The organism is Streptomyces griseus subsp. griseus, assembly GCF_000720255.1.
GTDB classification, from domain to species: Bacteria; Actinomycetota; Actinomycetes; order Streptomycetales; family Streptomycetaceae; genus Streptomyces; species Streptomyces griseus_I.
The window spans coordinates 335296-357812 of the sequence record NZ_JOJE01000001.1 but is presented as its reverse complement, the minus strand read 5'-3'; the positions used below and the strand labels follow the sequence as shown (position 1 = coordinate 357812).

General features: G+C 71.8%; 27 protein-coding genes. 21 read left to right on the top strand and 6 right to left on the bottom strand.

Features of this window, described 5'->3' with window-relative positions; translation table 11 throughout:
* The 10 genes from hisD to IG99_RS01595 all read left to right on the top strand — a co-directional run bounded on the left by hisD (nt 1) and on the right by IG99_RS01595 (nt 7713).
* Nucleotides 1-1326 carry a histidinol dehydrogenase gene (hisD, locus tag IG99_RS01640; RefSeq protein WP_037668806.1) on the top strand — a complete coding sequence of 442 codons (1326 nt, stop codon included), beginning with the start codon at nt 1-3 and terminating at the stop codon, nt 1324-1326.
* A complete protein-coding gene (locus tag IG99_RS01635; protein WP_037668804.1) occupies nt 1323-2432 on the top strand; it encodes a histidinol-phosphate transaminase in 1110 nt (369 codons plus the stop codon). Before hisD ends, IG99_RS01635 begins: the two co-directional genes overlap by 4 nt.
* On the top strand, nt 2429-3031 hold the full coding sequence (hisB, locus tag IG99_RS01630) for an imidazoleglycerol-phosphate dehydratase HisB (RefSeq protein WP_037668801.1): 603 nt from the start codon (nt 2429-2431) through the stop codon (nt 3029-3031). The genes IG99_RS01635 and hisB overlap by 4 nt, the downstream gene beginning before the upstream one ends.
* Complete coding sequence (locus IG99_RS49465) at nt 3028-3192, top strand: hypothetical protein (RefSeq protein ID WP_037668799.1); 165 nt, start codon at nt 3028-3030, stop codon at nt 3190-3192. Before hisB ends, IG99_RS49465 begins: the two co-directional genes overlap by 4 nt.
* Nucleotides 3183-3827 (top strand): imidazole glycerol phosphate synthase subunit HisH, encoded by a 645-nt coding sequence (gene hisH, locus IG99_RS01620; RefSeq protein WP_394297955.1) that lies wholly within the window; start codon nt 3183-3185, stop codon nt 3825-3827. Before IG99_RS49465 ends, hisH begins: the two co-directional genes overlap by 10 nt.
* Entirely contained in the window at nt 3824-4549 is a 726-nt protein-coding gene (gene priA / locus IG99_RS01615) for a bifunctional 1-(5-phosphoribosyl)-5-((5-phosphoribosylamino)methylideneamino)imidazole-4-carboxamide isomerase/phosphoribosylanthranilate isomerase PriA (protein WP_037668797.1), read from the top strand. Before hisH ends, priA begins: the two co-directional genes overlap by 4 nt.
* Nucleotides 4546-4947 (top strand): RidA family protein, encoded by a 402-nt coding sequence (locus IG99_RS01610; protein ID WP_037668796.1) that lies wholly within the window; start codon nt 4546-4548, stop codon nt 4945-4947. The genes priA and IG99_RS01610 overlap by 4 nt, the downstream gene beginning before the upstream one ends.
* Nucleotides 4944-5699 carry an imidazole glycerol phosphate synthase subunit HisF gene (gene hisF / locus IG99_RS01605; protein WP_037668794.1) on the top strand — a complete coding sequence of 252 codons (756 nt, stop codon included), beginning with the start codon at nt 4944-4946 and terminating at the stop codon, nt 5697-5699. The genes IG99_RS01610 and hisF overlap by 4 nt, the downstream gene beginning before the upstream one ends.
* Nucleotides 5700-5831: 132 nt before the next feature.
* The gene (locus IG99_RS01600) at nt 5832-6422 is read left to right on the top strand and encodes an ArsR/SmtB family transcription factor (RefSeq protein ID WP_037668792.1); all 591 of its coding nucleotides are present in this window, start codon (nt 5832-5834) and stop codon (nt 6420-6422) included.
* A 34-nt stretch (nt 6423-6456) separates the two neighbouring features.
* Nucleotides 6457-7713: an MFS transporter gene (locus tag IG99_RS01595; protein ID WP_037668790.1), complete on the top strand. Its 1257-nt coding sequence runs from the start codon at nt 6457-6459 to the stop codon at nt 7711-7713.
* Nucleotides 7714-7720: 7 nt separating this feature from the next.
* Here the strand turns inward: IG99_RS01595 and IG99_RS01590 are convergent, their stop codons facing one another.
* Both IG99_RS01590 and IG99_RS01585 read right to left on the bottom strand, forming a co-directional pair.
* Complete coding sequence (locus tag IG99_RS01590; protein ID WP_037668786.1) at nt 7721-8119, bottom strand: VOC family protein; 399 nt, start codon at nt 8117-8119, stop codon at nt 7721-7723.
* A gap of 29 nt (nt 8120-8148) precedes the next feature.
* A complete protein-coding gene (locus IG99_RS01585; RefSeq protein WP_037668782.1) occupies nt 8149-8784 on the bottom strand; it encodes a TIGR03085 family metal-binding protein in 636 nt (211 codons plus the stop codon).
* 84 nt (nt 8785-8868) lie between these two features.
* Here IG99_RS01585 and hisI point away from each other — a divergent pair, with 84 nt between their 5' ends.
* From hisI to lgt, 11 genes are all read left to right on the top strand, one after another.
* Entirely contained in the window at nt 8869-9321 is a 453-nt protein-coding gene (hisI, locus tag IG99_RS01580) for a phosphoribosyl-AMP cyclohydrolase (RefSeq protein ID WP_051864880.1), read from the top strand.
* 11 nt (nt 9322-9332) lie between these two features.
* Nucleotides 9333-10811, top strand: coding sequence for an anthranilate synthase component I (locus tag IG99_RS01575; protein WP_037668779.1), 1479 nt, complete (start codon nt 9333-9335; stop codon nt 10809-10811).
* Between the two features lie 80 nt (nt 10812-10891).
* Nucleotides 10892-11542 carry a TIGR02234 family membrane protein gene (locus tag IG99_RS01570; RefSeq protein ID WP_037668778.1) on the top strand — a complete coding sequence of 217 codons (651 nt, stop codon included), beginning with the start codon at nt 10892-10894 and terminating at the stop codon, nt 11540-11542.
* A 174-nt stretch (nt 11543-11716) separates the two neighbouring features.
* Nucleotides 11717-11968, top strand: a complete 252-nt coding sequence (locus tag IG99_RS01565) for an HGxxPAAW family protein (protein ID WP_037668776.1) — start codon at nt 11717-11719, stop codon at nt 11966-11968.
* Nucleotides 11969-12053: 85 nt separating this feature from the next.
* Complete coding sequence (locus tag IG99_RS01560) at nt 12054-12542, top strand: DUF2752 domain-containing protein (RefSeq protein WP_037668774.1); 489 nt, start codon at nt 12054-12056, stop codon at nt 12540-12542.
* 143 nt (nt 12543-12685) lie between these two features.
* Nucleotides 12686-13495: an indole-3-glycerol phosphate synthase TrpC gene (gene trpC / locus IG99_RS01555; RefSeq protein ID WP_037668771.1), complete on the top strand. Its 810-nt coding sequence runs from the start codon at nt 12686-12688 to the stop codon at nt 13493-13495.
* Nucleotides 13496-13517: 22 nt separating this feature from the next.
* Complete coding sequence (gene trpM / locus IG99_RS51890) at nt 13518-13751, top strand: tryptophan biosynthesis modulator TrpM (RefSeq protein WP_078947481.1); 234 nt, start codon at nt 13518-13520, stop codon at nt 13749-13751.
* Nucleotides 13752-13816: 65 nt separating this feature from the next.
* Nucleotides 13817-15100 carry a tryptophan synthase subunit beta gene (gene trpB, locus IG99_RS01550; RefSeq protein WP_037668769.1) on the top strand — a complete coding sequence of 428 codons (1284 nt, stop codon included), beginning with the start codon at nt 13817-13819 and terminating at the stop codon, nt 15098-15100.
* Nucleotides 15097-15912 carry a tryptophan synthase subunit alpha gene (gene trpA, locus IG99_RS01545; protein WP_037668767.1) on the top strand — a complete coding sequence of 272 codons (816 nt, stop codon included), beginning with the start codon at nt 15097-15099 and terminating at the stop codon, nt 15910-15912. Before trpB ends, trpA begins: the two co-directional genes overlap by 4 nt.
* A gap of 88 nt (nt 15913-16000) precedes the next feature.
* Nucleotides 16001-16777 (top strand): DsbA family protein, encoded by a 777-nt coding sequence (locus IG99_RS01540; RefSeq protein WP_037668765.1) that lies wholly within the window; start codon nt 16001-16003, stop codon nt 16775-16777.
* Between the two features lie 84 nt (nt 16778-16861).
* Complete coding sequence (gene lgt / locus IG99_RS01535) at nt 16862-17854, top strand: prolipoprotein diacylglyceryl transferase (protein WP_037668764.1); 993 nt, start codon at nt 16862-16864, stop codon at nt 17852-17854.
* 72 nt (nt 17855-17926) lie between these two features.
* Here the strand turns inward: lgt and IG99_RS01530 are convergent, their stop codons facing one another.
* Genes IG99_RS01530 through IG99_RS01515 form a run of 4 tightly spaced genes read right to left on the bottom strand, consistent with a single transcriptional unit; the run spans nt 17927 to nt 22510 of the window.
* Nucleotides 17927-18754: an HpcH/HpaI aldolase/citrate lyase family protein gene (locus IG99_RS01530; RefSeq protein ID WP_037668762.1), complete on the bottom strand. Its 828-nt coding sequence runs from the start codon at nt 18752-18754 to the stop codon at nt 17927-17929.
* Complete coding sequence (locus IG99_RS01525) at nt 18751-19956, bottom strand: CaiB/BaiF CoA transferase family protein (protein WP_037668761.1); 1206 nt, start codon at nt 19954-19956, stop codon at nt 18751-18753. Before IG99_RS01525 ends, IG99_RS01530 begins: the two co-directional genes overlap by 4 nt.
* A complete protein-coding gene (locus IG99_RS01520) occupies nt 19953-21335 on the bottom strand; it encodes an ADP-ribosylglycohydrolase family protein (protein ID WP_037668759.1) in 1383 nt (460 codons plus the stop codon). The genes IG99_RS01525 and IG99_RS01520 overlap by 4 nt, the downstream gene beginning before the upstream one ends.
* Nucleotides 21323-22510, bottom strand: coding sequence for an ADP-ribosylglycohydrolase family protein (locus IG99_RS01515; RefSeq protein WP_037668758.1), 1188 nt, complete (start codon nt 22508-22510; stop codon nt 21323-21325). The genes IG99_RS01520 and IG99_RS01515 overlap by 13 nt, the downstream gene beginning before the upstream one ends.
* Between the last annotated feature and the right edge of the window lie 7 nt (nt 22511-22517).

The window sequence follows — 22517 nt, the reverse complement described above, 5'->3', positions numbered from 1 at the left end:
GTGATCTCCCGAATCGATCTGCGCGGCGACGCCCTTCCCGAAGGCCCCGCCCTGCGCGACCTGCTGCCCCGAGCCGACTTCGACGTCTCGGCCGCCCTCGAGAAGGTGCGTCCGATCTGCGAAGCCGTGCATCATCGGGGTGACGCGGCGCTGATCGACTTCGCCGAGAAGTTCGACGGAGTGCGCCTGGAGTCCGTACGGGTTCCGGCCGAAGCCCTGGCCAAGGCCCTGGACGAGCTCGACCCCGCCGTCCGCGCGGCCCTGGAGGAGTCCATCCGCCGCGCCCGTCTCGTCCACCGCGAACAGCGCCGTTCGACCCACACGACCCAGGTCGTCCCGGGCGGTTCGGTGACCGAGAAGTGGGTGCCGGTGGAGCGGGTCGGGCTCTACGCCCCCGGCGGCCGTTCCGTCTATCCGTCCTCCGTGATCATGAACGTCGTACCGGCGCAGGAGGCCGGCGTGGAGTCGATCGCGCTCGCCTCCCCCGCGCAGGCCGGGTTCGACGGGCTGCCCCACCCGACGATCCTGGCCGCGTGCGCGCTGCTCGGCGTCGACGAGGTGTACGCGGCCGGTGGCGCCACCGCCGTCGCGATGTTCGCGTACGGCACCGAGTCCTGCCCGCCCGCCAACATGGTCACCGGCCCCGGCAACATCTGGGTCGCCGCCGCCAAGCGCTACTTCACCGGCAAGATCGGCATCGACGCCGAGGCCGGCCCCACCGAGATCGCGATCCTCGCGGACTCCACCGCCGACCCGGTGCACGTCGCCTCCGACCTGATCAGCCAGGCCGAGCACGACCCGCTCGCGGCGGCCGTGCTGGTCACCGACTCCGTGGAGCTGGCGGACGCGGTGGAGAAGGAGTTGGAGCCGCAGGTCGCGGCCACCAAGCACATCGACGACCGGATCGTCCCGGCCCTCAAGGGCAGGCAGTCCGCGATCGTCCTGGTCGACGGCGTCGACGAGGGCCTCCGCGTGGTCGACGCCTACGGCGCGGAGCACCTGGAGATCCAGACCGCCGACGCCGCCGCCGTGGCCGACCGGGTGAAGAACGCGGGCGCGGTCTTCGTCGGCCCCTGGGCGCCCGTCTCGCTGGGCGACTACGCGGCCGGCTCCAACCACGTGCTGCCCACCGGCGGCTGCGCCTGCCACTCCTCGGGCCTGTCGGTCCAGTCCTTCCTGCGCGGCATCCACATCGTCGACTACACGAAGGACGCGCTGGCCGAGGTCGCGCACCACGTGGTCACGCTGGCGGAGGCGGAGGACCTGCCCGCGCACGGCGCGGCGATCAAGGCACGGTTCGGGTGGAAGGTACCGACGAGCAAGTGAACCTCGGAATCGACGATCTCCCCGTACGGGACGAGCTGCGCGGCAAGTCCCCTTATGGCGCGCCCCAGTTGGACGTCCCCGTACGGCTGAACACCAACGAGAACCCCTACCCGCTGCCCGAGCCGCTGGTCGAGCGGATCGCCGAGCGGGTGCGTGAGGCGGCCCGCGACCTCAACCGGTACCCGGACCGCGACGCCGTCGAGCTGCGCACCCAGCTCGCCCGGTACCTCACCGACAGCACCGGGTACGAGGTCGGGCCGGCCAACGTGTGGGCCGCCAACGGCTCCAACGAGGTCATCCAGCAACTGCTGCAGACCTTCGGCGGGCCGGGCCGTACCGCGATCGGCTTCGAGCCGTCGTACTCGATGCACGGACTCATCGCGCGCGGCACCGGCACGGGCTGGATCTCCGGTCCGCGCAACGCGGACTTCACGATCGACCTCGCGGCCGCCGAACGGGCGATCGCCGAGAACAAGCCCGACGTCGTCTTCGTCACGACCCCCAACAACCCCACGGGCAACGCGGTCCCGCCCGAGACGGTCCTCGCGCTGTACGAGGCCGCGCAGGCGGCGAAGCCCTCGATGGTCGTGGTCGACGAGGCGTACGTCGAGTTCAGCCACGGCGACTCGCTGCTGCCGCTCATCGAGGGGCGCCCCCACCTCGTCGTCTCACGGACGATGTCGAAGGCGTTCGGGGCGGCGGGCCTGCGCCTCGGCTATCTCGCCGCGCACCCGGCGGTCGTGGACGCCGTCCAGCTCGTACGGCTGCCCTACCACCTGTCGGCCGTCACCCAGGCGACCGCGCTGGCCGCGCTGGAGCACACCGACACGTTGCTCAAGTACGTCGAGCAGCTGAAGGCCGAGCGGGACCGGCTGGTGAGCGAGCTGCGGGCGACCGGTTACGAGGTCGTGGAGTCGGACGCGAACTTCGTGCAGTTCGGCCTCTTCGAGGATTCCCACACGGCCTGGCAGAAGATCCTCGACCAGGGCGTCCTGGTCCGGGACAACGGCATCCCGGGGTGGCTGCGGGTCAGCGCCGGAACCCCGGAGGAGAACGACGCGTTTCTCGACGCGGTACGTGAACTCAAGAAGGAGCAGAGCACATGACTCGCGATGGTCGCATTGGAAGAGTCGAGCGAGTCACCAAGGAGACGTCCGTCCTCGTCGAGATCGACCTCGACGGGTCCGGCAAGGTCGACGTGTCGACGGGGGTCGGTTTCTACGACCACATGCTCGACCAGCTCGGCCGGCACGGTCTGTTCGACCTGACCGTGAAGACCGAGGGCGATCTGCACATCGACTCGCACCACACCATCGAGGACACCGCCCTCGCGCTCGGCGCCGCCTTCAAGCAGGCCCTCGGCGACAAGGTGGGGATCTACCGCTTCGGCAACTGCACGGTCCCGCTGGACGAGTCCCTCGCCCAGGTCACCGTCGACCTCTCCGGCCGCCCCTACCTCGTGCACACCGAGCCCGAGAAGATGGCGCCGATGATCGGCGAGTACGACACCACGATGACCCGGCACATCCTGGAGTCCTTCGTCGCCCAGGCCCAGATCGCCCTGCACGTGCACGTGCCCTACGGACGCAACGCGCACCACATCGTGGAGTGCCAGTTCAAGGCCCTGGCGCGGGCCCTGCGCTACGCCTCCGAGCGCGACCCGCGCGCGGCCGGCATCCTCCCCTCCACGAAGGGCGCGCTGTGAACGGGCTGTCGACCCTTCTGATCGTCGTCGGCCTCTTCCTGGCCGGCGGCATCTACTCCTTCGTCAAGCAGCAGATGCCCAAGAGCCTCATCGTGCTGCTCTCGATCGGCGCCGCGATGTGTCTCGTCGCGGGTGTCCTGAGGCTGGAGGTGTGGAATTGAGCGCCAAGAACGTCGTCGTCTTCGACTACGGCTTCGGCAACGTCCGCTCCGCCGAGCGTGCCCTCGCGCGCGCGGGAGCCGACGTCGAGATCACGCGTGACTACGACAAGGCCATGAACGCCGACGGGCTGCTGGTGCCCGGCGTCGGCGCCTTCGCCTCCTGCATGCGGGGACTGCTCGACGCCCGTGGCGACTGGATCATCGACCGCAGGCTGTCCGGCGGCCGCCCGGTGATGGGCATCTGCGTCGGCATGCAGATCCTGTTCGCTCGCGGCATCGAGCACGGTGTCGAGACCGAGGGCCTCGACGAGTGGCCCGGCGCGGTCGAGCCGCTCCAGGCCGACGTCGTGCCCCACATGGGCTGGAACACGGTCGAGGCACCCGCCGACTCCCAGCTGTTCGCCGGCCTGGACGCGGACGCGCGCTTCTACTTCGTGCACTCCTACGCGGTCCACGACTGGAACCTGGAGACCCACAACGCGGCGATGGCCGCCCCCAAGGTCACCTGGTCCACCCACGGCAAGCCCTTCGTGGCCGCCGTGGAGAACGGCGCCCTGTGGGCCACGCAGTTCCACCCCGAGAAGTCCGGCGACGCCGGAGCCCAGCTCCTCACCAACTGGATCGGAACACTGTGAGCAAGCTCGAACTCCTCCCCGCCGTCGACGTACGCGACGGCCAGGCCGTCCGCCTCGTGCACGGCGAGTCCGGGACCGAGACGTCCTACGGCTCCCCGCTGGAGGCCGCCCTCGCCTGGCAGCGGGCGGGCGCCGAGTGGCTGCACCTGGTGGACCTGGACGCCGCGTTCGGCACCGGTGACAACCGGGCCCTGATCGCCGAGGTCACCCAGGCGATGGACATCAAGGTGGAGCTGTCCGGCGGCATCCGCGACGACGCCACCCTCGCCGCGGCCCTGGCCACCGGCTGCAAGCGCGTGAACCTCGGCACGGCCGCCCTGGAGACCCCCGAGTGGGTCGCCAAGGTCATCGCCGAGCACGGCGACAAGATCGCCGTCGGTCTCGACGTCCGCGACACCACCCTGCGCGGCCGCGGCTGGACCCGCGACGGCGGCGACCTCTACGAGACGCTGACCCGTCTCGACAAGGAGGGCTGCGCCCGCTACGTGGTGACGGACATCGCCAAGGACGGCACGCTCCAGGGCCCCAACCTGGAGCTGCTGAGGAACGTCTGCGCCGCGACCGATCGCCCGGTCGTGGCCTCGGGTGGCGTGTCGTCGCTCGACGACCTGCGGGCCATCGCCGAACTGGTACCAGTCGGTGTCGAGGGCGCCATCGTCGGGAAGGCGCTGTACGCGAAGGCGTTCACCCTTGAAGAGGCCTTGGAGGTTGTGTCCTCATGAGCGATGCCGTGCGGCGGGTGCAGAGCGGAAGTCCCTGGGAGGAGTCCTTCGGTTTCGCACGAGCCGTGGCGGCGGGCGACCGTGTCGTGGTGGCGGGCACGACGGCCTTCAAGGGCGACGTGCTGTATGGGGAGGGCGACCCCTACGAGCAGGCCAAGGTGGCCTTCACCACCGCGCTCGAGGCGATCGGTGAGTTCGGGCTCGGTGCCGAGTCCGTGATCCGCACGCGCGTGTACCTGGCGCATTCGCGGGACGTCGAAGAGGTGGGGCGGGCGCACAAGGAGCTGTTCGACTCCGTGCGGCCGGCCACGACCGTGCTGGTCGTGGACGGCTTCATCGACCCGCGCGTGCTGGTGTCGGTGGAAGTGGAAGCATTCAGAGGAGCCGTGAACGCATGACCCTGGCGGTCCGAGTCATCCCCTGCCTGGACGTGGACAACGGCCGGGTCGTCAAGGGCGTCAACTTCCAGAACCTGCGCGACGCGGGCGACCCCGTCGAGATGGCGAAGGTGTACGACGCCGAGGGCGCCGACGAGCTGACGTTCCTGGACATCACCGCCTCGTCCGGCAACCGCGAGACGACGTACGACGTGGTGCGCCGCACGGCCGAGCAGGTATTCATCCCGCTCACGGTCGGCGGCGGTGTGCGCGCGTCCGAGGACGTCGACAAGCTGCTGCGGGCGGGCGCCGACAAGGTGGGCGTCAACACGGCCGCCATCGCCCGTCCGGAGCTGATCAAGGAGATCGCGGAGCGCTTCGGCCGGCAGGTGCTGGTGCTGTCGGTCGACGCCCGGCGCACCGAGTCCGGGTCCTTCGAGGTCACCACGCACGGCGGCCGCCGGGGTACCGGTATCGACGCCGTCGAGTGGGCCCACCGGGCCGCCGAGCTGGGGGCGGGGGAGATCCTGCTCAACTCGATGGACGCGGACGGCACCAAGGACGGCTACGACCTGGAGATGATCGCCGCCGTTCGCAAGCACGTGACGGTCCCGGTGATCGCCTCCGGCGGCGCCGGCAAGCTCGCCGACTTCCCACCGGCCGTCGGCGCGGGCGCGGACGCGGTGCTCGCGGCCTCGGTCTTCCACTTCGGCGACCTGAGGATCGCCCAGGTGAAGGAGACCTTGCGCGAGGCGGGCCACGCCGTGCGGTGACGCGTCCGGGTCCGATGTGAGTCCTTGTGAGCCCCGGCCACTTGGTGGCCGGGGCGCACGCATGACCAGATACGAAAGGTAAGTTGCGCAAAATATATTGTGCAATTTTCCTTTCCTATCTACGGTGGGGGCATGTCATCGAAGGAGCGGGACCGCCGCATCACCGACCTGGGCACGCTCAAGGCGCTGGCCCACCCCCTGCGGATGCAGCTCATGCGCGGGCTGACCATCGCACGTGTCGCCACCGCCTCCCAGCTGGCCGAACAGGTTGACGAGGCGGTCTCGCTGGTCAGCTACCACCTGCGCAAGCTCGCCGAGCACGGGCTCATCGAGGAGGCGCCCGCACAGAGCGCGGACGGCCGGGAGCGCTGGTGGCAGCCGGCCTCGGACGGGGTGACCGTCCGCGACGAGGACTTCCGCGACGCACCGGAGAAGGCCGCCGCGCACACCGCCGCCAGCCGGCTCTTCTTCGAGCAGCGCGCCGACATGTACCGCCGCTTCCTCGACGAGCGGACCCACTGGGGTGAGCAGTGGAACGCGGCCGCGCAGTCCTCCGAGAGCTCGCTGCGGCTGACGGCCGACGAACTGACCGAGCTGAACCGGGAGATGCTCGCCCTCCTGCGCAGGTACGAGGACCAGGGCCGGGCCGCCGACGCAGCCGGCGACACCGAGGGCCGCGAGAACGTCGCGGTGCACACGTACGCGTTCCCGTTCCGTGTCTGATTCCCTGTCCGATTCCCGGTCCGAGAGGCTCCCGATGCCGTCGACCCTGCTGCCCTCGCCCCCCGTCGCCGAGACCCCCGCCCACCGGGACCCCAACGTCCTGCGCTGGCTCGGCGGATACACCTCGTCGGCGATCGGCGACAACGTCTACTACCTCGCCCTGTCCTGGGCCGCCGTCCAGGCCGGCACCCCCGCGCAGGCCGGCCTGGTGACCGCGGCGAGCGCCGTGCCGCGTGCCCTGCTCATGCTCGGCGGGGGAGTGGTCGCCGACCGCTACGGGCCGCGCCGGGTCGTCGTCGGCAGCACCGGTGTGCGCTGCGCCCTCGTGCTCACCGCGGCGTTACTCCTGCTCGTCACCAGCCCCGGCCTGTGGGCGCTGGGCGCGGTGGCCGTGCTCTTCGGCGTCGTCGACGCGGTCTTCCTGCCCGCCGCCGGTGCCCTGCCCGCCCGGATCACCGGCCGCGGACAGCTCGCCCGTGTCCAGGGCATGCGCGGGCTCGCCGTCCGGCTCGCCAACGTCCTGGGCGCCCCTCTGGGCGGCCTCGCCGTCACCCTCGGCGGCACGGTGGCGGCCTTCGGCCTCGCCGCCCTCCTGATCGGTGTGTCCCTGCCGGTACTGCTGACCGTCAGGGCCGGGGACGGCAGAGCGGCACGGGCGTCCGGCGGTCAGAAGGCGCGGGGCGCCGTTCTCGACGAGTTGCGGGGCGGGCTGCGGCACATTCGGCGGGACCGGGTGCTGCTGCCGCTCATTCTCGCCATCGCGCTCGGGGATCTGGGATTCGTCGGGCCGATGAACCTCGGACTGACGCTGCTCGCCCAGGAGCGCGGCTGGGGCTCGTCCGGCATGGGCTGGGTGCTCGCCGGGTTCGGGGTCGGCGCAGGGGCCGCGTCCTTTGTGCTCGCCTGGCGCGGGCGACTGGCCCGCGCCGGACGCGTGATGGGGGTGATGGCCCTCGCCGGTGCCGTGGCGATCGGCGCCCTCGCGCGGGTGCCCTCCGTCGCCGCCGCCATCTGCGTGGCCCTGCTCATCGGACTCCTCGCGGGGCTGTCCGGCGCCCTGGCCGGAGCCCTGGTCCAGGGCAGGGCGGGCACCGCCTACGTCGGCCGCGTCACCTCGGTCTCCACACTGGTCGGCTTCGGCGTCGCCCCGCTCACCTTCCCGCTGGTCGGCTGGGCGGTCGCCCTCTGGGGCACCGGCCCGGTCTACACGGCCTGCGCCGCGGTCTGCGCCCTGAGCGGCGTCGTGGCCCTGACCTCCGGCCCACTGCGCCGCGCGGAACTGCCCAGCTGAAAGCTCCCTACCCCTTCGGCTGCGCCAGCTGCACCAGATTGCCCACCGTGTCGTCCAGTACGGCCGTGACGACCGGCCCCTGCTCCTGTGGGGCCTGCGTGAAGTGGACCCCCAGGCCGCGCAGCCGCTCGTACTCCGCGTCCAGGTCGTCCACGGAGAAGACGATGCAGGGCAGCCCCGCCTCGCGCACCGCCCTGCGGTACGGCTCCGCGATGGGGCCCTGGCCGGGCTCCAGCAGCAGTTGGAGGTCCTGCTGGGCCCCCTCGGCCGCGCCGACGGTGACGAACAGTGTGCCGCCGCCGAGGTCCATGTGGGTGCGGGTCTCGAAGCCCAGGACGTCCGTGTAGAAGGCGTGGGCCTTCGTGACGTCGTCGACGTACACACTGGTCATCGCGACCTTGATCATGTGGCGCCTCTCAGATCGCTTCGGATTCGTCAGATCCCGAGCTGCTTCGCCTCGTGCACCGCGGCGATGGCGTCCTCGTCGCCGTCCAGACCCACCTTCGCGGCGTTCTGCCGGCCGTACAGGAACAGCACCAGCTCCGACGGCTCACCCGTCACCGTCACGACCGGCGTGCCGCGGTGGGCGACCGCCGTACGGCCGTCCGGGCGGCGCAGCACCAGGCCCGTCGGAGAGCCACGGCCCATCAGACGGGCGGTGCGCTCCAGGCGCGACCACAAGGAGTCCTGGAAGACCGGGTCCAGCTCACGCGACGTCCAGTCCGGCTGGGCGCGGCGCACGTCCTCCGTATGGACGTAGAACTCGACGATGTTCGACGCCTCGTCCACCTGCTTCAGGGAGAAGGGCGAGAAACGCGGCGGGCCGGTACGGATCAGCTGGATCAGCTCCTCGTACGGCTTGGCCGCGAACTCCTCCATCACCTTGTCCAGCCGGGAGGCGAGCTGCTTGATCAGTATCCCGCCGGCCGCGTCGGGGCGGCGCTCGCGCACCACCACGTGCGCGGCGAGCTCGCGGGTCCGCCAGCCCTCGCAGAGGGTGGGGGCATCGGGACCGGCGGTCTCCAAGAGGTCGGCGAGAAGGAGCCGTTCACGCTTGGCGAAGGTCGACATGCGGCCAGCCTACGACCCTGTCCGACCATCCACTCAGTGGACACCACGCCGTACCTGTCAGTGGCGCGCGGCACAATGGCACCCATGACCAGCACGCCCCCGCCCACCCGTCACCCGGCCACCGCCCCTCATCGAGGCGCTGCCCGCCACAGTGCTGAATCCAGTCGCCTCGACCCGGAGATCGCCGTGCGCCTCAAGCGCAGCGCCGACGGGCTCCTCCCCGCCATCGCCCAGCAGTACGACACCGGTGAGGTGCTGATGCTCGGCTGGATGGACGACGAGGCGCTGCACCGCACCCTCACCACCGGCCGCTGCACCTACTGGTCGCGCAGCCGCCGGGAGTACTGGGTCAAGGGCGACACCTCCGGGCACTTCCAGTGGGTCAAGTCCGTCGCCCTCGACTGCGACGCGGACACCGTCCTGGTCAAGGTCGACCAGGTCGGTGCCGCCTGCCACACCGGCGCGCGGACCTGCTTCGACGAGGACGTATTGCTCAAGGACGGCGCTGATTCCAACGCCGCCGGCTCGGATCAGTAAGGTCAGCCGCCATGGACCTCGAGACGTTCCGCAAGCTGGCCACCGACCGACGGGTCATCCCGGTCACCCGCAAGCTCCTCGCCGACGGCGACACCCCGGTCGCGCTGTACCGCAAGCTCGCCGCCGAACGCCCCGGCACATTCCTGCTGGAGTCCGCCGAGAACGGCCGCTCGTGGTCCCGGTACTCCTTCGTGGGCGTCCGGTCGGCAGCCACCCTCACCGCGCGCGACGGGCAGGCCCACTGGCTCGGCGTCCCGCCGGTCGGCGTCCCCGTCGACGGTGACCCGCTCGCCGCCCTGCGCGCCACCATCGAAGCCCTGCACACCCCCCACCAGGAGGACATGCCGCCCTTCACCGGCGGCATGGTCGGCTACCTCGGCTACGACATCGTCCGCCGCCTGGAGAAGATCGGCCCCGGTGAGCGCGACGACCTCAGGCTGCCCGAGCTGACCATGCTCCTCACCAGTGACCTCGCCGTCATGGACCACTGGGAGGGCTCGGTCCTGTTGATCGCCAACGCGATCAACCACAACGACCTCGACACCGGCGTGGACGAGGCCTACGCCGACGCGGTCGCCCGCCTCGACGCCATGGAGACGGACCTCTCCCGCGCCGTCGCCCAGCCCCCGGCCGTCCTCCCGCCCTCCGAGCTCCCCGAGTACTCCGCGCTCTGGGGCGGCCCCGACTTCCGGCGGGCCGTCGAGGACATCAAGGAGCGGATCCGCGCGGGCGAGGCGTTCCAGGTCGTCCCCTCCCAGCGCTTCGAGACGCCCTGCACCGCGAGCGCGCTGGACGTCTACCGGGTGCTCAGGGCCACCAACCCGTCGCCGTACATGTACCTCTTCCGTTTCGAGGGGTTCGACGTCGTCGGCTCGTCCCCCGAGGCCCTGGTGAAGGTCGAGGACGGGCAGGCGATGGTGCACCCCATCGCCGGCACCCGCTGGCGCGGCGCCACCCCGCAGGAGGACCAGGCCCTCGCCGACGAACTCCTCGCCGATCCCAAGGAGCGCGCCGAGCACCTCATGCTCGTCGACCTGGGCCGCAACGACCTGGGGCGGGTCTGCGAGCCGGGCTCCGTCGAGGTCGTCGACTTCATGTCCGTCGAGCGGTACTCCCACGTCATGCACATCGTCTCGACGGTGACCGGCAGGGTCGCCCGGGGCCGCACCGCCTTCGACGTGCTGACCGCGTGCTTCCCGGCGGGCACCCTCTCCGGCGCGCCCAAGCCCCGCGCGATGCAGATCATCGACGAACTCGAGCCCTCCCGGCGCGGCCTGTACGGCGGCTGTGTCGGCTACCTCGACTTCGCGGGCGACTCCGACACCGCCATCGCCATCCGCACGGCCCTCCTGCGGGACGGCACCGCCTACGTGCAGGCCGGCGCCGGCATCGTCGCCGACTCCGACCCGGTCGCCGAGGACACCGAGTGCCGCAACAAGGCGGCGGCGGTCCTGCGCGCGGTCCACACGGCCAACCGACTGGGCAAGTAGGGCGCTTGCGGCACGTGCGGAAAAGTGGGGCGCTTCTCACGTGAGCCCCGGGTGACGGTTCGCCCGGGGTTCAGGCGATAGTGGGGTACGTGACTGCCGTACCTGACCCCCGTTCCGAATCCGCCGCGCCCGCCCGGTCCGGCCGCCGGAGTCTCGCCCTCGCCCTGCTGTGCGGCGCGCTGGGCGCGGCCGTGGCCCTCCTCTCGACCAGGCAGCGCTGGTCCGAGGGCACGGCGACGGTGGCCGGCGGATCCTTCCCCCTGACCGCCAGGGGCAGTGACGTCACCGGCGTCCCCGCGGCGCTCGCCATAGTGGGCCTCGCCGCCCTCGTCGCCGTCTTCGCCGTCCGCAGGGCCGGCCGTCACCTGGTCGCCGCGGTGCTCGCGCTCTCCGGTGTCGGGACGGTCGCCGCCGCCCTGCTCGGTGCCTCGGACCGCTCCGCGCTCGACGATCAGGCGGCCAAGGCCTCCGGCGACACCGCCTCCACCGTGTCCGCCTTCAGCCACACCGCCTGGCCGTACGTCGCGGCGGCGGGCGGCGTCCTGATCCTCCTGGCCGGCCTGCTCGCTCTGCGCTACGGCCGCCTGTGGCCCGCGATGTCCGGCCGCTACGAGCGGGGCGGCGCCCCCCGCCCGCGCCGCGCCGCCCCGGCCGTCGACCCCGACCGTCCCGAGGACCTCTGGAAGGCCCTGGACCGCGGCGAGGACCCGACGCGCATGGACCCGGCCTAGGGCCCGTGGAGCCGAGAATCCGATGAACTGTCCCGATGTGGTGAATCAGACGCGACCGGAACGCACCCCCGCTCCGGGCACGCGCGCGCGTACGGGACAATGGACCGCGAACGTCCGGCTCCGAGACGCCGGCTCAGACCTGTACGACACGTACACAGCAACGAGGAGCAAGTCATGGCGGGCAGCAGCCACGGACACACCCCGGCCGCCTGGACCGGTGTCACCATCGCCATCATCGGTTTCGCCGTCGCCGGCACGTTCATGGTGATGGCCCAGCCGCTGGGCTTCTGGGCCGGCATGGTGATCGTGGCCCTCGGCGGTGTCGTCGGTGGTGTCATGCGCGCCATGGGCCTCGGCCAGCCGAAGACGGCCCACCCGGTCCACCAGGTCGCGGCCAGGCCCGAGCCGGCCGGCGCCGAGAGCTGATCTCCGCACCGCTGTACGCAGGGGCGGTCCGGCACCACGGTTGCCGGACCGCCCCTGCGCGCGTGCGGGAGCCGGGCGGGGCACAATGCGAGGCGTGAACCCCGACAGCCGGAGAGTGGTGCCCCCGCAACCACCCTTCCCACCGCTCCCACCGCAGTCACCGCCACCGGCGACCGGGAGCGCCCTGGCGCGCCTCGCCGTCCCCGCCGGCGTCCTCGCGGCCGTCGCCGGCGCCTTCGCCTACGTCGGGGCCGTCGACCCCAACCAACCCGGCCACTACCCCGTCTGCCCCCTCCTGCGCTACACGGGCATCTACTGCCCCGGCTGCGGCGGCCTGCGCAGCGCCCATGCCTTCATCCACGGGGACTTCCTGACCGCCCTCCAGGACAACGCGGCCGCCGTGGTCGCCTATCTGGGCTTCGCCGTGCTGTGGGCCGTGTGGGTGGTTCGCGTGGTGCGCGGACGGCCGCTGCGCGTCGATGTCGGGTCTGCGCGGCTGTGGACCGTCGGAGCGTTGCTGCTGGTCTTCACCGTTGTCCGGAACCTGCCGTTCGGTGGCTGGCTTCATCCTTGATCGCGACCGGAATGTCCAGGTAGTGGGACCGGCCTCGGCCTGATGCGAGGCCTGCGCCGTCCTGCGGATACCATCGCAGTGACCATGGGTTTCGGCTGCCGGAACCACTTGAACAGTCAACCGTCTGGAAGGGGGCCGCTCGCGTGAGTGTGCTCGACGAGATCATCGACGGAGTCCGTGCCGACCTCGCGGAGCGGCAGGCGCGCGTCAGCCTCGACGAGCTCAAGGAGCGCGCGGCCAAGGCTCCCGCCGCCAAGGACGGGGTGGCCGCGCTGCGCGGCGAGGGCGTCAAGGTGATCTGCGAGGTCAAGCGCTCCAGCCCCTCCAAGGGCGCGCTGGCCGCGATCGCCGACCCCGCGGGCCTGGCCGCCGACTACGAGGCGGGCGGCGCCGCCGTCATCTCCGTCCTCACCGAACAGCGCCGCTTCGGCGGCTCGCTGGCCGACCTGGAGGCCGTCCGCGCGCGCGTGGACATCCCCGTACTGCGCAAGGACTTCATCGTCACGGCGTACCAGCTGTGGGAGGCCCGGGCCTACGGCGCCGACCTGGCGCTGCTGATCGTGGCCGCCCTCGAACAGCCCGCCCTGGAGTCGCTCATCGAGCGTGCCGTCTCCATCGGCCTCACCCCGCTCGTCGAGGTCCACGACGAGGACGAGGTCGAGCGCGCGGTGGACGCGGGCGCGAAGGTGATCGGCGTCAACGCGCGCAACCTCAAGACGCTCGAGGTCGACCGGGGCACCTTCGACCGGGTCGCCCCCGAGATCCCCGCACACGTCGTCAAGGTCGCCGAGTCCGGCGTCCGAGGACCGCACGACCTCATCGCCTACGCCAACGCCGGCGCCGACGCCGTCCTGGTCGGCGAGTCCCTCGTCACCGGCCGCGACCCCAAGACCGCGGTCGCCGACCTGGTCGCCGCGGGCGAGCACCCCGCACTCCGGCACGGCCGGGGCTGATCATTCGCTAGGCTTGCCCCCGATGACACCGACGACCCCAGTGACGGCCACGGACCGGTACGCCCGCCTCGCGCGTGGCTGCCGTCCGCGGGGCTGCCGTGCGCCTGCCCGGCGGGTGCACGGCCGCAGGGTCCGGTACGTCATCGGAGACGAACCCGGGCAGGTCAATGGCATGCGATGGCCCACCCAGGGGCGCGGGACTCTGTTCGATTTGCGGCTACCGCCGGGTGTGCGCGACCAGCCACCCACGGCCTGAGGTCGTCCGACTACCCGCCCCCCACGGCGATCGGTTTTCAACAAGACTCACCGTGAGGTTTCCGCATGCCCAGCGAGTTCTTCATCCCTGACCCCGAGGGTCAGACCCCCAACCCCGCCGGCTACTTCGGCGCGTTCGGTGGCAAGTTCATCCCGGAGGCCCTCGTCGCCGCCGTCGACGAGGTCGCCGTCGAGTACGACAAGGCCAAGGCCGACCCCGAGTTCGCCCGCGAGCTCGACGACCTGCTCGTCAACTACACCGGCCGCCCCAGCGCCCTCACCGAGGTGCCCCGGTTCGCCGAACACGCCGGCGGCGCCCGGGTCTTCCTCAAGCGGGAGGACCTCAACCACACCGGGTCCCACAAGATCAACAATGTCCTCGGCCAGGCCCTGCTCACCAAGCGCATGGGCAAGACCCGCGTGATCGCCGAGACCGGTGCGGGACAGCACGGCGTCGCCACCGCCACCGCCTGCGCGCTGTTCGGTCTCGAGTGCACCATCTACATGGGCGAGATCGACACCGAGCGCCAGGCCCTCAACGTCGCCCGCATGCGCATGCTCGGCGCCGAGGTCGTCGCCGTGAAGTCCGGCAGCCGGACGCTGAAGGACGCCATCAACGAGGCCTTCCGCGACTGGGTCGCCAACGTCGACCACACGCACTACCTGTTCGGCACCGTGGCCGGCCCGCACCCCTTCCCGGCGATGGTCCGCGACTTCCACCGCGTCATCGGCGTCGAGACCCGCCGCCAGCTCCTCGAGCGCGCCGGACGACTGCCCGACGCGGCCGTCGCCTGCGTCGGCGGCGGCTCCAACGCCATCGGCCTCTTCCACGCCTTCATCCCGGACGCCTCCGTCCGCCTCGTCGGCTGCGAACCGGCCGGCCACGGCGTGGAGACCGGCGAGCACGCGGCCACCCTCACCGCCGGCGAGCCCGGCATCCTGCACGGCTCGCGCTCCTACGTCCTCCAGGACGACGAGGGCCAGATCACCGAGCCGTACTCGATCTCGGCCGGTCTGGACTACCCGGGCATCGGCCCCGAGCACTCCTACCTCAAGGACAGCGGCCGCGCCGAGTACCGCGCGGTCACCGACGACGCGGCCATGCAGGCCCTGCGCCTGCTGTCGCAGACCGAGGGCATCATCCCGGCCATCGAGAGCGCCCACGCTCTCGCCGGCGCCCTGGAGGTCGGCCGGGAACTGGGCAAGGACGGGCTGATCGTGATCAACCTGTCCGGCCGCGGCGACAAGGACATGGACACCGCCGCCCGCTACTTCGGGCTGTACGACACCGACGCCGAGGTCGCCGAGGACGCCTCGGGCACCGCCGAGATCGAGGGGGACGCCAAGTGAGCGGGAACATTCAGCTGCTGTCCGACACCCTCGCAGCCGCCAAGGCCGAGGGCCGCTCCGCGCTCATCGCCTACCTCCCGGCCGGGTTCCCGACCGTGGACGGCGGCATCGAGGCGATCAAGGCCGTCTTCGACGGCGGCGCCGACGTCGTCGAGGTGGGTCTGCCGCACAGCGACCCCGTCCTCGACGGCCCGGTCATCCAGACCGCCGACGACATCGCCCTGCGCGGCGGCGTCAGGATCGCCGACGTGATGCGCACGGTCCGGGAGGCCCACCGGGCCACCGGGAAGCCGGTGCTCGTGATGACGTACTGGAACCCCATCGACCGCTACGGCGTCGAGCGGTTCACCGCCGAGCTCGCCGAGGCGGGCGGGGCCGGGGCGATCCTGCCCGACCTGCCCGTGCAGGAGGCGGCGCTGTGGAGGGAGCACGCCGAGAAGCACGGCCTCGCGACGGTCTTCGTCGTGGCACCGAGCAGCAAGGACCAGCGGCTCGGCGAGATCACCGCGGCGGGCAGCGGCTTCGTCTACGCGGCCTCGCTCATGGGCGTCACCGGCACCCGCGAGTCGGTGGGCGCACAGGCGGAGGACCTGGTGCGGCGCACCCGGGCCGCCGGTGACCTGCCCGTCTGCGTCGGCCTCGGCGTCTCCAACGCCGAGCAGGCCGCCGAGGTCGCCGGCTTCGCCGACGGCGTGATCGTCGGATCCGCGTTCGTCAAGCGGATGCTGGACGCCCCGGACCACGCGGCCGGCCTCGAGGCGGTCCGCGCACTCGCCGGTGAGCTGGCCAAGGGCGTGCGCGGCCAGGCGTAGGAGAGCGGGGGGACCGCCGCGGGTCCCTCGTACGGGTGGACCTGGGACCGGGGAGGCGCGCTGCGCCTCCCCGGTTCGTTCTGGGGGTGTGAGCGAGAAGAATCGTGATGGGAAGCGCACCGCCCGGGAGCGGCTGGCGGTCGAGCGCGAGAAGCAGAAGAGCGCGGAGCGGCGGCGCCGGACGCTGATCGTCGGCGCGAGCGTGGTGGGTGTGCTGGGTCTGGCCGCGGTCATCGGAGTCCTCGCCGCGAACGCCGGCAAGGACCAGGGCGGCGACAAGGCCGGCCCCGTGGTCGCGCCCTCCGGAGCGAAGGGCAAGGACGCCCTCGCGATCCCCGTCGGCAAGGAGAGCGCCAAGTCCACGCTCACGGTGTGGGAGGACTTCCGCTGCCCCGCCTGCAAGGGCTTCGAGGACAGATACCGCTCGACGATCCACGAGCTCACCGCCGCCGGAAAGCTCAAGGTGGACTACCACCTGGCCACGATCATCGACGGCAACATGGGCGGCAGCGGCTCCCGCAAGGCTGCCAACGCCGCGGCCTGCGCCCAGGACACCGGCGAGTTCCCGGCGTACCACGACGTGCTGTACGAGAACCAGCCCCAGGAGACCGACGACGCCTACGCCGACAACGCCAAGCTGATCGAGCTGGCCGGCAAGGTCGACGGACTCGTCACCCCCGCCTTCCGCACCTGCGTCGAGAACGGCACGCACGACAGCTGGGTCGACAAGTCCGCCCAGGCCTTCCGGACCAGCGGGTACAACGGCACGCCGACCGTTCTGCTCAACGGAGCGAACATCTACCAGGACCAGTCGATGACGCCGCAGAAGTTCAAGAAGATGGTGGAGGACGCCGACAACGGGTGAGACCGTTTCTCACCCGCCCGTTATGGAGCCGTAGCCGGGCTGCCTGCCGTGCGTCCGGCCCGGCACGGTAGCGTCGACCTTGCCATGGAACTTGCCTACATTCCCAGCCCGTCGCGCGGGGTGATCCACCTCGGCCCCATTCCGCTGCGCGGCTATGCGTTCTGCATCATCATCGGCGTCTTCGTTGCCGTCTGGCTCGGCAACAAGCGCTGGATCGCCCGGGGCGGGCGGACCGGCACGGTGGCCGACATCGCGGTCTGGGCCGTGCCCTTCGGTCTGCTCGGCGGTCGGCTCTACCACGTGATCACGGACTACGAGCTGTACTTCAGCGAGGGCCGTGACTGGGTGGACGCCTTCAAGATCTGGGAGGGCGGCCTCGGCATCTGGGGCGCGATCGCGCTCGGCGCGCTGGGTGCGTGGATCGGCTGCCGCCGCCGTGGCATCCCGATGCCCGCCTACGCCGACGCCGTCGCACCCGGTATCGCCCTCGCGCAGGCGATCGGCCGCTGGGGCAACTGGTTCAACCAGGAGTTGTACGGCAAGCCGACCGACCTCCCGTGGGCGCTGCACATCACGTCCTCGGCCGACGGCCGGGTGCCGGGCTACTACCACCCGACCTTCCTCTACGAGTCCCTGTGGTGCATCGGCGTAGCCCTCCTGGTCATCTGGGCCGACCGCCGCTTCAAGCTGGGCCATGGCCGGGCGTTCGCCCTGTACGTCGCCGCGTACTGCGTGGGCCGCTTCTGGGTCGAGTACATGCGCGTCGACGACGCCCACCACATCCTGGGCCTGCGCCTGAACAATTGGACCGCGCTGCTGGTGTTCCTGCTCGCCGTGGTCTACATGGTCGTGTCGGCGAAGAAGCGGCCGGGGCGCGAAGCGGTCGTCGAGCCGGGTGCCGCCGAGGACGTCTCCGACGGTAAGGCCGACGGCAAGGCCGAGGGGGACGACGAGGGCGACTCCAAGAGCGACGCAGCCATCTCCACCAAGGCTGACGAGAAGGACGACGCCGACAAGGCCGAGAAGACCGATGGCGACGTGAAGGACGAAGCCCAGTCGGGGAGCAAGAAGAGCTGAGCCGACGGCTGTCGTACGACGACGAGGGCGCCCGGGTTGACCGGGCGCCCTCGTCGCGTGTGAGCGTGAAGTTCAGAGGCGGCGGGCCAGGGACAGGGTGCGTTGGGCCGCAGCCACCACCGCCGCGTCGATGAAGCGGCCGTCGGGGAGGGCCTGGGCGCCTTGTTGGGCGGCCGCCGCCTTGACGATGGTCTCGGCCTGTTCGATCTCGCGGGGAGTGGGCAGATAGGCCCGCTTGATGACGGGGAGCTGGCGGGGGTGGATCGCGGTGCGGCCCAGGAAGCCGAGGGTGCGGCCGCGGGCGCAGGAGGCCGCCAGGCCGTCCAGGTCACGGATGTCCGGGTACACCGACTGCGCGGGCGGGGGCAGACCCGCCGCCCGCGCGGCCACCACGATCCGCGAGCGCGCCCAGTCCAGGCCGGTGTCGTCCCGTACCCCCAGGTCGGCGCGGAGGTCCGACTCGCCGAGGGAGATGCCGCGCAGCGCCGGGTGGGCGGAGGCGATGGCGTGGGCGCGCTCGATGCCCAGGGCCGTTTCCAGCAGGGCGTACAGGGCGGGCCCTGTTCCGGCGGCGGGAATCGTCCCTTCCGCCACGCGTACGACCTGTTCGGGCGAGGTGACCTTGGGCAGGCGGAGGCCGACGACGCCCGGGAGGTGCGCCATGGTCCGGAGGTCCGCGGCCGCCCAGGGGCCGTCCAGGGTGTTGACGCGGACGTGGACCGGGACCGGCCGCGGATCGGTGAGGAGCTCGGCGGTGGCCGCGCGGGCGTACTCCTTGCGGTCGGGGGCGACCGCGTCCTCCAGGTCGATCACCACCACGTCGGCGCCGCAGAGCAGGGCCTTGGCGACGACGTGGGGGCGGTCCCCGGGGACGTACAGCCAGGTCAGGGGGAATGTCACAGGGCACCTTCCGCGCGCAGTGCGGTGAGTTCGGCCGGGGTGAGGCCCAGCTCGGTGAGCACCTCCTCCGTGTCAGCGCCGTGCGGGCGGCCGGCCCAGCGGATCGCGCCGGGGGTGGCGGAGAGGCGGAAGAGGACGTTCTGCATGCGCAGCGGACCCAGCTCGGGGTCGTCGACGGTGGTGACGGTGGAGAGGGCCGCGTACTGCGGGTCGGTCATCACGTCCCGCACGTCCTGGATGGGGGCGACCGCGGCCTCCGCCTTCTCGAAGGCCGCGAGGACGTCGGCCCGGGTGCGGCCGGCGATCCAGGTGCCGACCGCCTCGTCCAGGACATCGGCGTGGCGGGCGCGGTCGGCGCCGGTCGCGAACCAGGGTTCGTCGATCAGCTCGGGCCGGCCGACGAGGTGCATCAGGCGTTCCGCCACCGACTGGGCCGACGTGGAGACGGCGACCCAGGTGCCGTCGGCCGTGCGGTAGGTGTTGCGCGGGGCGTTGTTCTGGGAGCGGTTGCCGGTGCGGGGCTGGACGTGGCCGAGCTGGTCGTACCAGGTGGGCTGGGGGCCGAGGACGGTCAGGATGGGCTCGATCAGCGCCATGTCGACGACCTGGCCCTCGCCGGTGCGGTCGCGGGCGGCGAGGGCCGTCATGACGGCGTAGGCGGTGGCCAGGCCCGCGATCGAGTCGGCCAGGCCGAACGGGGGGAGGACCGGAGGCGCGTCGGGTTCGCCGGTGATCGAGGCGAACCCGCTCATCGCCTCGGCGAGGGTGCCGAAGCCGGGGCGGTGCGCGTACGGGCCGAACTGGCCGAAGCCGGTGACGCGGGTGAGGATCAGGCGGGGGTTTGCGGCGGAGAGTTCCTCCCAGCCGAGGTCCCATTTCTCCAGGGTGCCGGGGCGGAAGTTCTCGATGACGACGTCGGCGGTGGCGGCGAGGCGCAGCAGGGTGGTGCGGCCGCCCGGCTTGGAGAGGTCCAGGGTCGTCGTGCGCTTGTTGCGGCCCAGGACCTTCCACCACAGCCCGATGCCGTCCTTCGACGGGCCGTGTCCTCGGGAGGGATCGGGTTTCGTGGGGTGCTCGACCTTGATGACCTCCGCGCCGAAGTCGCCGAGCAGGGTGGCGGCGAGGGGGCCGGCGAAGAGAGTGGCGAGATCGAGGACGCGGAGGCCGGTCAGGGGGCGGGGAGGTGCGGGGGAGTCGGTCATCGGGCGGGTGCCTCCCGGTCGGTGAGGGCGTGGGTGACGGCGTGGGTGAGCTGGGCGAGGGCGTCGAAGCCGGTGCCGTTGAAGTCGCCGATGGACGTCGACAGGCGGTTCTTGAGGGGGGCGGTCCAGCGGTCGGGGAGGGCGGCGGGGGCGCCCGCGAGGAGGGCGGCGACGCCACCGGCCGTCGCGCCGTTGGAGTCGGTGTCCCAGCCGCCCGAGACGGCTCGGCAGACGGAGCCGGTGAAGTCGCCGTCGGCGTGGGTGAGGGCGGCGGCGATCAGAGCGGTGTTGGGGACGGCGTGGACCCAGTGGTAGGTCGCGGCGTGGATGGCGTGGAGTTCGTCCACGACCGTGTCGAAGTCGTCGTGGGTCCCGGCGAGCCGGATCGCGTGGCGGACCGCGTGGGAGAGGCGGGAGCGGGGTGGGACGACGGTGAGGCCGGTGCGCAGGCAGGCGTGGACGTCGTGCGTGCCGGTGGCGGCGGTGGCGATGGTGGCGGCGGTGAACATGGCCGCGTAGACGCCGTTGGCGGTGTGGGTGAGGGTGGCGTCCCGGTGGGCCTGTTCAGCGGCGGCCGCGGGGGCGCCGGGGTTGCTCCAGCCGTGGATGTCGGCGCGGATCAAGGCGCCGATCCACTCCCGGAAGGGGTTGCGGTGGCGGGCGGTGTGCGGGGGTTCCAGGCCGAGGAGGAGGTTGCGGTAGGCGACGCGTTCGGCGGTGAAGGCGCGGCCGGCGGGGAGTTCCTCCAGCCACAGGCGGGCTACGTCGGAGGTGGTGAAGGTTCTGCCGTGGCGTTGGAGGAGGAGCAGGTTGACAAGCGGGTAGTTGAGGTCGTCGTCCTCGGGCATGCCGTCGATGTTCTCCGCGAGGGAGGTGCTCGCCGAGCGGCGGTTCCAGGGGTGGGTTTCGAGGAGGTCCTGGGGTACTCCCCGGGCTGTGAAATAGGTGTTCAGAGGCCAGTTGCCGGTGGACCGGGCGAGTTGGCGGATGGCTTCGAGGGGGAGCTTTTCCACTGGCTTGCCCAGGAGGCAGCCCGCTGCTCGGCCCAGCCAGGCGGCTTCGAGGCGGGCACGGGTCTGCTCGCAGCTGCGATCCTCGGGCCAGTCCACGCACGCTGCTCTGATCCGTGCCAGGTCCGTCGGCTCGTCCTCCGCCAAGCTGCTCGGCAGGTCCGCCAGTTCGTCGAGGAGGTCTTCGGCGAGGAGGCGGAGGTAGCGGGAGGCGGGGTGAGGGGACGCGCCGGCGTGTGTCGGGGCGTCGGGGCCTCCTGCTGCTCGCCATCGCGCCGCGATCCTCGACGGCGATCGGCCGTCCTGGGCGGCCTGGCGGAGTTCGTGGCCCAGGAGGTCTTCGGGCTGGACCCAGGTCAGGCGGAGCATCCGGTGCCTCCGAGTGCGGTGAAGGCGGTCTCGTGGGCGCGGCGGCGGGCGAGGTCACGGGTGAAGATCTCGCGGGTCACGTCCGTGAGGGTCCTCGCCGGTGCCCACAGGTCCAGGCGGCTCGCCTCCGCCACCGTCTTCGCCCAGTCCTCCGGTACCGGGGAGCCCAGGGCCCCGGACAGCGCGCCCGCCATCGTCGCGATCGAGTCGCAGTCGCGGCCGTAGTTCACCGCGCCCAGGACGGCGTGCCGGTAGTCGCCGCCGGCCACCACCAACATGCCGAGTGCCACCGGGAGTTCCTCGATGGCGTGCAGGCGGGAGGGGCGGCGGGCGGCCAGGGAGGGAGAGCGATAGTCGGGGCCCACCGTGTCGAAGGGCGCCACCGCCTCCCGCAGCGGGACCAGCGCGGACTCGAAGTCGGTGTGCCGGGAGGCCGCTTCACAGACCTTCTCGATCGCCGCCCGGGTGCCGTCCTTCGCCAGGGCCAGGCACGCGGACACCACCGTGTCCGGGGTCGCGCCCGGAGAGCACGCGGCGGCGACCGCCGCCGCGAGGACGCCCGCCGCCTCACGGCCGTACGACGACTGGTGGGCGCCGGCGATGTCCAGGGCCTCGGCGTACGCGGCGGGCGGGTCGGCCGCGTTGACCAGTCCGACGGGCGCCATGTACATCGCCGCACCGCAGTTGACGATGTTGCCGACGCCGGCCTCCCGGGGGTCGGCATGGCCGTAGTGGAGCCTTGTCACCAGCCACTTCTCCGCGAGGAAGATCCGCTGGAGCGGGAGCGCCTCGGCCTCCAGTTCCGGGATCCAGCGCGGTGTCGTCATCAGGTCCGGGACCAGGTGGTCGGCGACCGCGTACGCGTCGAGGTGGTCGCGGACCCGCGCGTACACCCGTACCAGGGCGTGCGTCATCAAGGTGTCGTCGGTGACGTGGCCGTCGCCCTTGTGGTACGGGGCGACGGGGCGGGCGGTGCGCCAGTCGTCGCCGTTCCAGGGTCCGACGACGCCGTGGACGCGGCCGCCGTGGCGCTGGACGATCTGGTCGGGGGAGTAGCCCTCGACGGGGCCGCCCAGTGCGTCGCCGACGGCGGCTCCGACCAGGGCGCCCGTGATCCGTTCGTCGAGACTCGCCCCGTGGACCTCTGCTGTGCTTTCCGCTGCTTTGGGCGTCATGCCCCGA

Coding starts and splice junctions, on each gene's coding strand:
- hisB (WP_037668801.1), top strand. CDS start 2,429: ATGACTCGCGATGGTCGCATTGGAAGAGTCGAGCGAGTCACCAAGGAG.
- IG99_RS01610 (WP_037668796.1), top strand. CDS start 4,546: ATGAGCGATGCCGTGCGGCGGGTGCAGAGCGGAAGTCCCTGGGAGGAG.
- hisF (WP_037668794.1), top strand. CDS start 4,944: ATGACCCTGGCGGTCCGAGTCATCCCCTGCCTGGACGTGGACAACGGC.
- IG99_RS01600 (WP_037668792.1), top strand. CDS start 5,832: ATGTCATCGAAGGAGCGGGACCGCCGCATCACCGACCTGGGCACGCTC.
- IG99_RS01595 (WP_037668790.1), top strand. CDS start 6,457: ATGCCGTCGACCCTGCTGCCCTCGCCCCCCGTCGCCGAGACCCCCGCC.
- IG99_RS01590 (WP_037668786.1), bottom strand. CDS start 8,119: ATGATCAAGGTCGCGATGACCAGTGTGTACGTCGACGACGTCACGAAG.
- IG99_RS01585 (WP_037668782.1), bottom strand. CDS start 8,784: ATGTCGACCTTCGCCAAGCGTGAACGGCTCCTTCTCGCCGACCTCTTG.
- hisI (WP_051864880.1), top strand. CDS start 8,869: ATGACCAGCACGCCCCCGCCCACCCGTCACCCGGCCACCGCCCCTCAT.
- IG99_RS01575 (WP_037668779.1), top strand. CDS start 9,333: ATGGACCTCGAGACGTTCCGCAAGCTGGCCACCGACCGACGGGTCATC.
- IG99_RS01565 (WP_037668776.1), top strand. CDS start 11,717: ATGGCGGGCAGCAGCCACGGACACACCCCGGCCGCCTGGACCGGTGTC.
- IG99_RS01560 (WP_037668774.1), top strand. CDS start 12,054: ATGCGAGGCGTGAACCCCGACAGCCGGAGAGTGGTGCCCCCGCAACCA.
- trpM (WP_078947481.1), top strand. CDS start 13,518: ATGACACCGACGACCCCAGTGACGGCCACGGACCGGTACGCCCGCCTC.
- trpB (WP_037668769.1), top strand. CDS start 13,817: ATGCCCAGCGAGTTCTTCATCCCTGACCCCGAGGGTCAGACCCCCAAC.
- lgt (WP_037668764.1), top strand. CDS start 16,862: ATGGAACTTGCCTACATTCCCAGCCCGTCGCGCGGGGTGATCCACCTC.
- IG99_RS01525 (WP_037668761.1), bottom strand. CDS start 19,956: ATGACCGACTCCCCCGCACCTCCCCGCCCCCTGACCGGCCTCCGCGTC.
- IG99_RS01520 (WP_037668759.1), bottom strand. CDS start 21,335: ATGCTCCGCCTGACCTGGGTCCAGCCCGAAGACCTCCTGGGCCACGAA.
- IG99_RS01515 (WP_037668758.1), bottom strand. CDS start 22,510: ATGACGCCCAAAGCAGCGGAAAGCACAGCAGAGGTCCACGGGGCGAGT.